Annotated in this window: 11 protein-coding genes; 2 read left to right on the top strand and 9 right to left on the bottom strand. The window is 38.5% G+C overall.

Features of this window, described 5'->3' with window-relative positions:
* Nucleotides 1-30 precede the first annotated feature (30 nt).
* The gene (locus SD31_RS13310; RefSeq protein ID WP_039054487.1) at nucleotides 31-747 is read right to left on the bottom strand and encodes a tRNA1(Val) (adenine(37)-N6)-methyltransferase; all 717 of its coding nucleotides are present in this window, start codon (nucleotides 745-747) and stop codon (nucleotides 31-33) included.
* A gap of 52 nt (nucleotides 748-799) precedes the next feature.
* Between SD31_RS13310 and SD31_RS13305 the strand changes: the two genes are divergently transcribed.
* Nucleotides 800-1,936 carry a hypothetical protein gene (locus SD31_RS13305; protein ID WP_039054486.1) on the top strand — a complete coding sequence of 379 codons (1,137 nt, stop codon included), beginning with the start codon at nucleotides 800-802 and terminating at the stop codon, nucleotides 1,934-1,936.
* Here the strand turns inward: SD31_RS13305 and mutS are convergent.
* Entirely contained in the window at nucleotides 1,926-4,502 is a 2,577-nt protein-coding gene (gene mutS, locus SD31_RS13300; protein ID WP_197053728.1) for a DNA mismatch repair protein MutS, read from the bottom strand. The two genes, SD31_RS13305 and mutS, sit on opposite strands and share 11 nt — an antisense overlap.
* A gap of 135 nt (nucleotides 4,503-4,637) precedes the next feature.
* On the bottom strand, nucleotides 4,638-5,012 hold the full coding sequence (locus SD31_RS13295; RefSeq protein ID WP_039054484.1) for a DUF2200 domain-containing protein: 375 nt from the start codon (nucleotides 5,010-5,012) through the stop codon (nucleotides 4,638-4,640).
* 127 nt (nucleotides 5,013-5,139) lie between these two features.
* Between SD31_RS13295 and mtgA the strand changes: the two genes are divergently transcribed.
* Nucleotides 5,140-5,889 carry a monofunctional biosynthetic peptidoglycan transglycosylase gene (mtgA, locus tag SD31_RS13290; RefSeq protein ID WP_039054483.1) on the top strand — a complete coding sequence of 250 codons (750 nt, stop codon included), beginning with the start codon at nucleotides 5,140-5,142 and terminating at the stop codon, nucleotides 5,887-5,889.
* A 46-nt stretch (nucleotides 5,890-5,935) separates the two neighbouring features.
* Here mtgA and SD31_RS13285 read toward each other — a convergent pair whose 3' ends face one another.
* The 6 genes from SD31_RS13285 to SD31_RS15655 all read right to left on the bottom strand — a co-directional run bounded on the left by SD31_RS13285 (nucleotide 5,936) and on the right by SD31_RS15655 (nucleotide 12,187).
* Nucleotides 5,936-7,018, bottom strand: coding sequence for a DUF4302 domain-containing protein (locus SD31_RS13285; protein WP_039054482.1), 1,083 nt, complete (start codon nucleotides 7,016-7,018; stop codon nucleotides 5,936-5,938).
* Between the two features lie 26 nt (nucleotides 7,019-7,044).
* Nucleotides 7,045-7,257, bottom strand: coding sequence for a hypothetical protein (locus tag SD31_RS13280; protein ID WP_039054481.1), 213 nt, complete (start codon nucleotides 7,255-7,257; stop codon nucleotides 7,045-7,047).
* Nucleotides 7,258-7,259: 2 nt separating this feature from the next.
* Nucleotides 7,260-8,651, bottom strand: a complete 1,392-nt coding sequence (locus tag SD31_RS15665; protein ID WP_082021967.1) for a substrate import-associated zinc metallohydrolase lipoprotein — start codon at nucleotides 8,649-8,651, stop codon at nucleotides 7,260-7,262.
* Nucleotides 8,652-8,662: 11 nt separating this feature from the next.
* Nucleotides 8,663-10,132 (bottom strand): RagB/SusD family nutrient uptake outer membrane protein, encoded by a 1,470-nt coding sequence (locus tag SD31_RS13270; protein WP_052259060.1) that lies wholly within the window; start codon nucleotides 10,130-10,132, stop codon nucleotides 8,663-8,665.
* A 3-nt stretch (nucleotides 10,133-10,135) separates the two neighbouring features.
* Nucleotides 10,136-11,224 carry a hypothetical protein gene (locus tag SD31_RS15660; protein ID WP_156138368.1) on the bottom strand — a complete coding sequence of 363 codons (1,089 nt, stop codon included), beginning with the start codon at nucleotides 11,222-11,224 and terminating at the stop codon, nucleotides 10,136-10,138.
* Nucleotides 11,225-11,314: 90 nt separating this feature from the next.
* On the bottom strand, nucleotides 11,315-12,187 hold the full coding sequence (locus SD31_RS15655; protein ID WP_052259058.1) for a hypothetical protein: 873 nt from the start codon (nucleotides 12,185-12,187) through the stop codon (nucleotides 11,315-11,317).
* Nucleotides 12,188-12,225 lie beyond the last annotated feature (38 nt).

Here is a 12,225-nt window from a genome sequence, read left to right as displayed (position 1 = left end):
ATCCGAAAGCAGACCAATTTTCTTCATACGCTAGAAAGCCAAAAAGTAAGGTTTCAACACTTCTCGATATCTATCCGAATAGATACCCTTTTCTTTATAAATGATAAACTCTTCTTCACTAAGGAGTCCTCCCTCCTTACGAGAGAGCGTGATGATACATCGTATTGTCTCTGTATGCTCGAAGGATTTTATATTTATCTTTCTGTGCAAAACAAATTTATATGTGTGGGATTGGAATATAACCTCTTTTGCAAGTTCTGTAGGCAGTATCAAAGACAAAGATCCTTCTGACCTAAGATTATTTGCCGCAAACCGCAATAGCCCGTCAAAAAAATCAAAATCCGTATGGCGAGCAATTTTTTTCCGCGCATCGGGATTATGAAGGGAATTGGTATAAAAAGGAGGATTGCTTACTATGAGATCATACGTATTGGCGCCATCCAAGAGGTGAAACGTACCGGACGCAGCTTTCAGCCTCTCATGAAAGACAGAACGACTAAAATTTTCCATGGCGCGCAAGTATGCCGTTTCGTCGATATCTACCCCTATCACCTGTGCCGTAGGATAGCGTTGAGCCACCATCAAGGCTATGACCCCTGTCCCGGTCCCTATGTCCAATATCTGCGGCTCAGCTGCCGAGGTGTCCATCTCCAATAAGGCACCCAACAACACCCCGTCGGTATTGATTTTCATCGCGCAGTCACGCTGTTCTACATCAAATTGCTTAAATTTAAAAACGGAACCCATCGCTACAAAGGTAGCTTTTTTATAGATGAGGAAATTATTTTAAATCAATATATTGAATAAAGTAGCTAACATGAAAACCATCCTGCTCACTCTCCTTATGGTATTCTTTCATTTCTTCACCGTTTATGCACAGAATTCCTGCGAAAGAATGACCTCATCCTTACTACCAAATTTCAGGGATAACCTTATCAAAAATGACTATAACAGAATACAAAATCTCCTAAATACTTGGCAAGCAGCTTGCGGAGAACAAGAAATCATATTGCGTACCAAAATAATTTATGCTATCATACAGCATAACAACACTGCCGAATTCGTAGAGCGCTATGTAAACCTGCTATACGACAGAAGGCTCATGCAGCGCTTCGATGATGCCGCTACCCACGATTACCAAGTTCGTTATGCCAGTAATCCTGCAGCTTACGATTTCGTTCCACTGCGCCACCCCATAGATTCCCTCCTTAAAATAAAAGCACATGCTCTATTACATTCCACAAGCTACAACCATATTTCAGACCAGGAACGTAATATGTTGTATCTTTTTGCCGACAGGTTTGAAAATTACACCTCCACCTCCGAAAAGATACCTCCAGCTACCTCTACCACTAAGCATGGTACCCCTATAGACCGTTCTTCGCATACCTTCGGTGTACATGTGGGAGCCTTTTCTCCTCTGGGGAAAAACAATATTTTCCGTACCTCCCCAACCTTAGGAATTTCTTTTATGCGAGGATTAGATTATACCTTTATCTACGAAATAGCCTATAAACTGACCATCCAATCCTCTCCTGAAAATATAGAAGTGGATTTAAATGATGAAGTGAGAATCATTTCTCCTACGACTACCCATTTCTTAGGAGTAGGAGGAGGTTTCAAAGTCTTTGACGACGGTAAGTTTACTGTTTTGCCCAAACTGAAATTGGGGTTAGGGATTATCTATACAGGACTTACAGAGACAGAATCATATTTCGATGACAATGGCTTCGAAAATACACGTGAGGCCATGCGCAATATCAACACGCTACAAACTTCTGTAGGTTGCTCTTTGGTTAGGCATCTGCGGAAAAAGATGTTTATAGGCGTTGAAGGCAACTATCATTATGTGCCCTATGGGTGGGATAGCAAGCTGCTATCCCCTATTCCATCGCATTACGGCAGTGTAGAGCTTTTTTCCGTTTTTAGTTTTTAAGCAAGCGCTGGATTTCGTCCAATTTCATCAGAGCTTCCACAGGCGTAAGCGTATTGACATCCAAGTTGTTGAGCATATCTCTGATTTTCTCAAGTATTGGATCGTTGATAGAAAACATTTGGAGCTGGTAAGCCTGTTTTTGTAGCTTACGCATGCTGTTTTTGATCTGTTCCCCTCCCGTACGTTCCTGTTCCAGACGTTTAAGGATTTCAGTAGCTCGCGCCACCAACTTCGGCGGCATGCCGGCCATCTTAGCCACATGTATCCCAAAGCTGTGTTCAGAACCTCCCGGCATCAGTTTGCGCAGGAATATCACTTTATTGTTGACCTCTTTTACCGTGACATTGTAGTTTTTGATACGCGGCATGGAGGTGTTAAGTTCGTTAAGCTCATGGTAGTGCGTAGCAAAAAGAGTCTTAGCCCGTGCGGAAGGATGATTATGTAAGAATTCCGCTATCGCCCACGCGATGGAAATACCGTCATAGGTGCTGGTACCTCGACCTATCTCATCCAGAAGTATCAATGACCTGTCAGACAGGTTGTTCATGATACTTGCCGTTTCGTTCATTTCCACCATAAATGTCGATTCACCCGAAGAAAGGTTGTCCGACGCCCCCACGCGAGTGAAGATCTTGTCCACATAACCTATGTGCGCTTCTTTTGCAGGCACAAAACATCCTATCTGTGCCATAAGAACTATAAGTCCTGTCTGACGCAATAGCGCCGACTTACCGGCCATGTTAGGTCCGGTGATGATAATAATCTGCTGGGTGTCTGGATCCAGATAGGTGTCGTTCGTAATATAATCTTCACCGACAGGAAGATTTTTTTCTATCACAGGATGGCGACCTCCCTTGATATCGATGATCTTGGAGTCGGTCACTTCAGGCTTTACATAGTAATTCTTCTTGGCTATGTTGGCGAAATTCAGAAGCACGTCCAGCTTTGCCACTAGCTGAGCGTTCAGCTGGATAGGTTTGATATATTCAGCAATGGCCAACAGAAGCTCCGAATAAATGCGGTTTTCGATAAGCTGTATCTTCTCTTCGGCTCCTAAAATCTGTTCTTCGTATTCTTTAAGTTCTTCGGTGATATAGCGTTCGGCATTAACGAGGGTCTGCTTGCGAATCCAAGTGTCCGGAACTTTATCTTTGTGCGTGTTAGTCACTTCCAAATAGTAACCGAAAACGTTGTTGAAAGCTATTTTCAACGAAGGAATTCCCGTAGCTTCCGACTCGCGGCGTTGGATTTCCAAAAGATAATCTTTACCGCCAAAGGCCACCTTACGCAGCTTGTCTAGCTCCTCATCCACTCCTTCGGCAATGACATTTCCCTTGTTCAACGCTACAGGAGGTTCGGGCTGAAGGGTATTCTCTATTTTTTCACGGATGATATGGCAAGGGTTCAGTTGTTCGGAGATAATACGCAACGCCTCAGACTGCTGCACATTCGTCAGCACCTTCAGCTTCTCTATGGCGTAAAGCGAACGCTTAAGCTGTGTAATTTCGCGAGGATTGGCTTTCTGTAGTCCTATTTTAGAGATTAGGCGCTCTAAATCTCCTACCTGCTTGATCTCTTTTATTAGCTCTTCACGTAGTTCTTCATGCTGATACAGGTACTCCACCACATTCAAACGCTCCTGAATGGCTTTGACATCTTTCAATGGCATGACTATCCAGCGTTTAAGGAGCCTCGCTCCCATAGGAGAAGAGGTTTCGTCCAGCACGTCTGCCAAGGTTGTAGCGTTTTCATTGTTAGACCCGATGAGCTCTAGATTGCGGATGGTAAACCGGTCCAGCCACATATACTTATCTTCCTCTATACGAGAAATTGTAGAAATATGCTGAAGGTTACGATGTTCCGTCTCATTAAGATAATGAAGGGCTACACCTGCCGCCACAATGCCTACCGACATACGGTCTATACCGAATCCTTTTAGGGATTTAACCTCAAAATGCCGTAAAAGTGTCTCCGTAGCATAATCGCCACTGTAAGGCCAATCTTCTAGATAATAGGTATAATATGATGAGCCGAACTGCTCCAAAAATTCTTTAGATTGTCGTCGTGGCATGATCACCTCATTAGGCTTGAAGCTCTGCAACAGCTTATCCACATAAGAGGCATTACCTTGGGCCACCAAAAACTCCCCTGTGGAAATATCCAAAAAAGAAATCCCCACGGTATTCTTTTCAGTATAGATGGAAGCCAGATAGTTGTTAGACTTCTGCTGCACTATATTATCACCATAGGACACGCCCGGCGTTACCAGCTCGGTTACGCCACGCTTCACTATAGTCTTTGTCTGTTTAGGATCTTCCAGCTGGTCACATATGGCTACACGGCAACCGGCACGTACCAGTTTTGGCAAATAGGTTTCCAAAGAATGGTGAGGAAAGCCGGCGAGGGCTGTTTCCGACTCTGAGCCGTTGCCTCTCTTAGTCAACACAATACCTAAAATATTGGCTGTCTTGACAGCATCTTCGCCAAAAGTCTCATAAAAATCACCTACACGAAACAGCAATAATGCGCCAGGATACTTAGCTTTAATGCTATTATATTGCTGCATTAAAGGGGTTTCTTTCTTTGCCTTTGCCAATGGAAATCTAATTTTGTTGAAGCGTAAAATTAAGACAAATGACCTGATTTGACAAATCTGTTGCCTCTTATTAACAGGAATTAGGGGAAGGAATCTAAAACAAAGCTATGCCTCTTTGGGTTTACGCAGAATCTTACCCATAGCTTTGCCTTTGGCCAGCTCATCTACCAGCTTATCGAGATAACGCACCTTTTGTGTCAAAGGATTGGTTATGCCTTCCACACGGTAGCCACAGATAACTCCCGTAATGAGATGGGCATATTCATTCATCTTGGCCTCTGCAAAAAACTGCTCAAAAGTTGTCTTACCTTCAATATGCCGATGTATTTCTTCGGACGAATAGCCTGTAAGCCACGATATGACCTCGAGGAGTTCATCTTCCGTGCGGCCTTTCTTCACCACCTTAGTGACATAATGAGGATAGACAGAGGCAAAAGACATGCGTGCTATACGCTCATCGTGATGTGCTGTATCTTTCATAATCTAAAATTACGTCAAAATAAAAACTTATAAAACTCTTTCACCCAGAAAATTACCTTTTCAAAAGCATATATATCCATAAAACTTGTTCAATTTTTAGTTAGGTTTGCATCCAAATAGGGTTAGAATGGCTATCAAAAGAACACGAACTTCTAATAATCGTCAAAAAACGAACAGCAGAAAAACATCGTCTTCATATCTTTCCTTGCTCAAAAGATGGACACTACGCATCGTCATCGGCTTTTTTGCCATAACAATCTTTTGGGTTATAGCCCTACGCTTCGTCAATCCGCCAATTACTTATCTGATGATTAAGAGAGGTTTCGAGTGGAAGGCTGCAGGCAAAGGTTTCAAAATAAGAAAAAAAATGGTTGGAAACTACGACGATATGTCCAACAACTTGAAACGAGCGGCCATCGCCGGAGAAGATGCGCATTTTATGACCCATAATGGATTCGATACAAAAGCTATTATGGAAGCTTTTGAAAAGAACAAGAGCGGCAAGCCCTTACGGGGGGGATCTACTATCTCCCAGCAGACGGCGAAAAATGTCTTTCTTTGGCCACAACGTTCGTGGGTACGTAAAGGCCTAGAAACTTACTTCACCTTTCTCATAGAGCTCTTTTGGTCCAAAAAAAGAATTTTGGAAGTGTACCTCAATGTCATTGAAATGGGACAAGGTGTATACGGCGCAGAAGCTGCTGCCCAATATTATTTTGACAAGTCGGCACGTAGCTTAACGAAAAAAGAAGCAGCACTAATCATCGCTATCCTTCCCAACCCAAGAAAGTGGGATGCCCGTCGCCCTTCGCGCTATGTAAACTCTCGCGCCAACAGCATAGTAAGGTATATGAATCATTACACCATACCAGAATAAAAAAGGGAGCTATTAGGCTCCCTTTTCTTATGATGATTAGTAAACACTACAATAATTCAAAACTCATTTCTACATCCGATCTGTCTATGCCGATTATCTTTCCATAAACATTAGTTCCTTCAACATGATAATCCAATCTGAAGGATGAATTATCCAAGAAGTTTATCAATTGGTCCATTATAGCTGAAACATATCCTCCTGTTGGTCCTGATATCTTTGTTAATGAATAAACTCCAGTAGCAGAGTCAAGCTCATAACTATATGTATATGTGGTAGTCCATCCAGAAGAACAACCATTCTGACTAGAGAATCCATTAACAATTATACGTTGATTAACCACATTCCATTGGAGATACACATAGCCGCAATTAAAAATATATCCTGCAGCTCCACTTGCCAATCCATTATGATATCTTCTTAAAATAGTTTCTCCACTAGAACTAGTCCCCCCCAAGATCGTTAAGTGTGGACTAAACAATGTAGTATATTTTTTCCCCATCAAGATATGCAAAGCCATCAAGGGTTGAGGAGAATTCTGAACAAGATATTTATTACCTGAACGATTTAGTGCGTATAGATCATTATTTTCCCAACGAAGATAATATAAAGTTTCATTTCCTACTTTTAATCCTTCAGGAAACTGTACTCCATCGATATCATAATAATAAATTGTTCTTTCCGAAACCACCTCATTTCCTTCTAAAAGTGTTGTGGCTTCAGAATTTTTCAAGGAATTATCCATTGAAATCTGATATTTTCTACCGTCTATCTCAACATAAGAATTCAAATTATCTGCAAAAAATTGATTAATTCTCTCAATAGCTGTTTTATATTCCCCATTCAAATATCGATCTTTTTGTTCTCTCGTAGCTTTTACAAGTTTTAAATATTTTTTAAATCTTCTACCTGTAAATATAATTGTATCAGCTTTTATTCCTTTATATTCAAATTCAATATCACTTTCCAATCCTTTACCTGCAGTTCCACCTATAGTACCAGGATTGGGGTCTTGTAATAAAGTAATGTAACTATAGGTATCAAACGATAATGTCGCGGCCATTATTTGCCTAATTCGATATGTAGCTTCTTTAGGTTCAGATGCCGTAGTAGATAGTATATCTGCCACCATTAATAATCGGTCATTCTACTTTAAAATCAATAATAAAAGCCATATCCTCCGGTCGAATTAGTACTGGTATAGCCAATCCACCCATACTCGGAGCCTACTAACGTCGATTTAATGAATTTCAAGGTATCGGCAATACGCTCATCAATAGGCTTATCATATAGAAGTTCGACCTCACCTCTATTACATGCTGATATTTTTACAGTAATAATCAACAATATTATATATGCTAAACGTTTCATAATCAATAAGATTTAGATTTTCGTGGACCATAGAAATAATTATCGGGTTCACCTTCAACAAAAAATCCAGGATATTTTTGAAAATCTTCCAACCCAGAAAAGCCATTAAATGGGAACCATCCCATATTAAAGGCCGAGGCCGTAAGATATGTAATAATTGGATCAGAGTTATTTCGAACCCATTCGATAGCAGCATTGCTATAGACTGTTCCTGTTCCTTGAGTTGGAGATAAAGAGAATTTAATTTTTCCATCGGGTTGAATTGTAAAATTTAAATCATAATATCCCCAATAATTTCCTGTACCAGAAACAGAAGTAAAGTTAACCTTTAGTATTGCTTTATTAGCACTATCGAAATCCAACAAAAGGTTAGCCACATTATATCCACTTCCGAAGAATCGCTGCTTTAATGTCTCAAATGCTTGCCTAAATTTTGTAGAGACTCCTCGTTCTACAGCCCAACTCTCAGAAATATTCAAAGACATTTCTCCCAAAAACACATTTCTTATTAAAGAAGGAAGATCATAATAAGAGCTATTATATCGTTGTGACATTACTTTTGCAAACTCATATTGAAGTTCATTTAAATCAATATTAAAGTTGCTCATTAAATAATCCCTTACTATTGATTCCTTTGCTTTCAACTTGTTAAAACCTTCTTGTCCCGAATCGTAGGCATATTTATCAAAATATGCTTGCCCCTCAACAACCAGTGTAGATAGCATTTCTGCAAAATCTTCACCAACACTACTCCGAGCGTATCGACTAATAAAGCCTAACGATCTACTCAATGATTCCGGATTTTGAGTATTATCTGTCCAATTGGCAAAATAGTCCCCTACACTCACCAATTCAAAATCTGGAGGAATTGTACGTATTTGATTTAAAATGTGGGTAAATTCATGATGAACGGTACCCAAATTCCCTAATACAGAATTTGCACTAGTCGTATCTAGATAATTTAGACCGTATAAAGTTATTCTTCGACCTCCATCCGCGGTTCCTGCAATAACAACTCCATCATCGCGATAATTATGACTTCCAAATAAAACAAACTGCTTAGGCGAGTAAACCTTTACAAAAGTCTTTCCTCCAACCTTTTCATAAACTTTTAAAAAGCCTTCGATAACTACCCTCATTTGAGGAATAACTTTAGATTCATCTGGAGGAGAGATGTTTCGATTAAGATCATGTTGATCTCTTGAATAACGATAGATAACTTCAATATTATATGGATCGGTTAAATTTCTAGCAATCCAATTATCAATCTCACTTGGCTCGTAAGTATCATAATTTATTATACTTACGTCAAGAGCAGATTCTTTACTACAAGCCGAAAGCAATCCTCCCAAAAAGGATATCACGACTAAATATTTTATGATTCTTGTCTTCATAGCTTTTCTAATTAACGTGGATTAGGAGCAACATTTGACAAATTAGCTTCTTGTGGAATTTGAAAAACTCTCCTATTATCTCCTTTTTTTAAAATTTCTTCCGTTTCTTTACCACTTTCATCAATATGATTATGTACAACATCTAATCCGTGACGGATTATGTCAAACCATCTAATACCTTCTTGCATGAAACCAATTCGCTTAAATTGCAAAACTGTTTCAATAAGAGCTTGTTCATCACTTTCAACATTAAAATGAGCTTTAGATTTTTCTATGGTGACTCTATGTGTAGTTGGGTTATAATTATTTACCCTGTTGGCAGCAAATAGATTCAAATCTTCTAATGCTTTAGCATAATTCCCCATTTTTATGTATGCCTCCGCTCTATTCAATAAAGCTTCATCGGATGTAAATAAAGGGAACATTAAATATGGGTATCCGATATTTGCTGCTGGATTAGTTACATGAAAATGTTCTCTCCACTGATAGGTTGTATAGTGAGGAGGCCCATAGGATAATCCATAATTATAAAAAGGAGCTCCCGCAGCTGTATTTCCATTATAGACGTTTTGAAACACATTTACTCCCATAGCATATCTTGAAGAAGTAAAACGTTGATAAGTGCTATAGGTTTCAGCTAATAATAAATTATATGGTTGGTCGGCTTTGGTAAAATTCACATGCATCTGAGCAAAGGGAATATTTTTAAAGGTTGTATTATAGGGCCTTAATTTTCCAGAGAAGTCACCTCCTGGAAATATAGAGCTAGCAGCTTTTACAGCCTTTTCCCACTCTCCAGAGAACAGATAAAACCTTGCTGCAAATGCATTTGCTGAGGCAGGTGTAAAATGATATTTTGGGACTTCCCATATTCCCTCATTCAACAAAGGTAATCCTTCCTCTAAATCTCTTCTTATCTTATTATATACTTCCTCTACAGTACCTCTGTCATAATTTTTAAATACTACTGTTTCAGGTTCCTCTACGTAAGGAATCCCTGGTGATTGATTTGCACCTCCCACTTCATAAGGAGCTGCAAAAAATGTTACTAGCATAAAATGAGCATAAGCACGAGCAACCAAGGCCTCTCCTTTGTAAGGCAGAGCAGATGGACCAAAATTTTCTTTTTCAATAGCTTCTAAGGCTTGGTTAGCAGCCGCAACTGCTCTATAACAAGCATTCCAATAGTCCGTAGGAGTATTCGTCCCATTATCCTCTACATCTTTCCAAAAATAAAGTGTACGCAATGGCTCATCCAAGTTCCCTGTCCCCTTATCCTCTACATTATCTGAATATGTTTCAGCCATAGCTAAATAATTTCTATCTGGATAAGCTGATGTTACAAGACGGGCAATTTTGTCAACAGAATTCAATTCTGCTCGCATATCTGGATTATGATCCAAATACTTTTCACAAGCACTTGTAAAGACAAGTACTAAGATTGCCCATAGTATACTGATTATTTTGAATTTAGCTTTCATCTTTTAAAATCCTAATTTTAAAGAAAGGGTTAATTGTTTTGGCATAGGTAAGGCTACACCACCATTGGCATAAAATTCTGGATCTACACCATTCAATTTCTTATCAGCATATAAAATAGCAATGTTATTGGCAACGAAATTTAGCTGAGCCCTTTTAAAACCATAATTATTCAGCCATTTACTCGGTAAAGAATATCCTAAAGTTATTGTAGACAATCTTATATAGTCTCCTTTTGCAACTCTCGCAGAGGAATAATTATAAGCATTATAGGTATAAACAGCAGCATTACGTTCTCCAGAATCAGAATACACCTCATAAGAGGAAGCATATCCATCCAAAACAGAAGGAATCACTGTTAAATATTCATCTCCTACATAAATCCAACGGTTAATTAAATCTTTTGAAACATTATAAAGGTCCGAATAGCTTGCACTATATGAAGGCTGTAATCTTACCATATTTCCAAATCCAAATTTGAATAAGAATGACAATGAAATTCCTTTATATTCAAATCGGTTATAAAAACCTCCATTAATAGTTGGATCAACCGGACCATTATACACAAGATACTCAGTATCATCACTTTGCAACCAAAAATAAGTAGTCCCTGGTCTACCATCTAAACCTGTATATGTTGGATAACCTCTATCTTGATTTAATTTTTCGAAATTCAAGGAATATAAGCCTCTATGTGGACCACCTAATACAGCCCCTCCTTCTGCTGAAACCAAATTCCACACATTTCTTGTGACATCCATTTTTGTAATTTTGGTGGTATTATGAGAAAAAGTAAATTGTGAACGCCAAGTTAACCCGTTTGAATTACGCAAAGGATAGCCACCAAGTTCAATTTCAATTCCCTTTCCCTTCATATCAGCATAATTAGCAACTTTAGTGAATTGACCACCAATGCCAGAAGTTCTTACACTTCCAATCAAATCAAAACTGTTTCTTCTATAAATATCTACATGTAAATCAATACGGTTATCTAAAAATCCTAAGTCTGATCCAATATTCCACTCATACATCTTCTCCCAAGTAAGTTCTGAATTTTCCAACCCTGAAATACTTATTTTTCCTTTCTCTCTCACTCTCATATGGTCTATAAGTAATACCGTTATAGAATACGGCAGAGGAATTTGAGGCATTACCTATATTTGCAACCAAGCCATAAGTACTTCTTAAGCGAGCAGAAGAAAAGTATTTTCTATTTTCTGGGAAAAATTTTCATTGTGTATATCCCAAGCACCCGACACATTCCATGTTGGAAGCCACCTAGCTATACGGGATTTACCCATCCTATTTGATCCATCATAGCGAGTAGTAAAATTTAAAGAATATCGATCATCATAATTATACGCTCCTCTGAGTGCAAAAGCAGCATATCTGTCATATGTATACCACATGCCAAAAGGAGTTCCTCCCCCCTCTATAATCTTCTTGTAATACCTATATGTAGGCATCACTAAATTACCATTATCGAATTCTATACCGGGACCTACAAAATCATGATTTTGTCTATCCGCATATCTTACCTCCATAGTCCCAAAAAAATTCAAAGAGTGCAGATCTTTAATTTTTTTATCATATTCTAGATTCTGCCTGAAATAATATGATACCATATTATTATTTTCGGTATTGAAAAATCCTCCATTTGGAAGTATTACGAAACGAGGATAATTTGGAAAATCAGGATCATTATATAAAAATCTATTTGAAGAATTAATTTGTTCATTCTCGTTGGCTCTGTAAGCCATTGCAACATTAGAATATTCCGTCATGGTATGTTGCCGTTCAGAATTATAATACCTATACATTCCATTAACTGAATATGTTAATCCCGGAGTAATTTTATAAGTCAATCCACCTTGAACCTTAACATCCATAACTTTTAAAGCCATATAATTATTGGCTATTTCATTAAGAATATTGAAGGGTGCATATTCTCGTATGAAATATTCATAGTTACCATCTTCATCATAAGGAGTTATAATTCTACTAGTATTTAAAGCATATGAATATGGATTAATATCAAAATCTCTGAATAATTTCAATAGAGCTTCCGATCCAGTATATGGAAATTATTCCAGAG

Source organism: Sphingobacterium sp. T2, from assembly GCF_000814685.1.
GTDB lineage: Bacteria > Bacteroidota > Bacteroidia > Sphingobacteriales > Sphingobacteriaceae > Sphingobacterium > Sphingobacterium thermophilum.
This window is presented reverse-complemented; position numbering and strand designations above follow the sequence as displayed.

Excerpts from the sequence above, each read along its gene's own strand:
- SD31_RS13270 (WP_052259060.1), bottom strand. The coding sequence starts at position 10,132 with ATGAAAGCTAAATTCAAAATAATCAGTATACTATGGGCAATCTTAGTA.
- SD31_RS15665 (WP_082021967.1), bottom strand. The coding sequence starts at position 8,651 with ATGAAGACAAGAATCATAAAATATTTAGTCGTGATATCCTTTTTGGGA.
- SD31_RS13280 (WP_039054481.1), bottom strand. The coding sequence starts at position 7,257 with ATGAAACGTTTAGCATATATAATATTGTTGATTATTACTGTAAAAATA.
- SD31_RS13285 (WP_039054482.1), bottom strand. The coding sequence starts at position 7,018 with ATGGTGGCAGATATACTATCTACTACGGCATCTGAACCTAAAGAAGCT.
- SD31_RS13310 (WP_039054487.1), bottom strand. The coding sequence starts at position 747 with ATGGGTTCCGTTTTTAAATTTAAGCAATTTGATGTAGAACAGCGTGAC.
- mutS (WP_197053728.1), bottom strand. The coding sequence starts at position 4,502 with ATGCAGCAATATAATAGCATTAAAGCTAAGTATCCTGGCGCATTATTG.
- SD31_RS13295 (WP_039054484.1), bottom strand. The coding sequence starts at position 5,012 with ATGAAAGATACAGCACATCACGATGAGCGTATAGCACGCATGTCTTTT.
- mtgA (WP_039054483.1), top strand. The coding sequence starts at position 5,140 with ATGGCTATCAAAAGAACACGAACTTCTAATAATCGTCAAAAAACGAAC.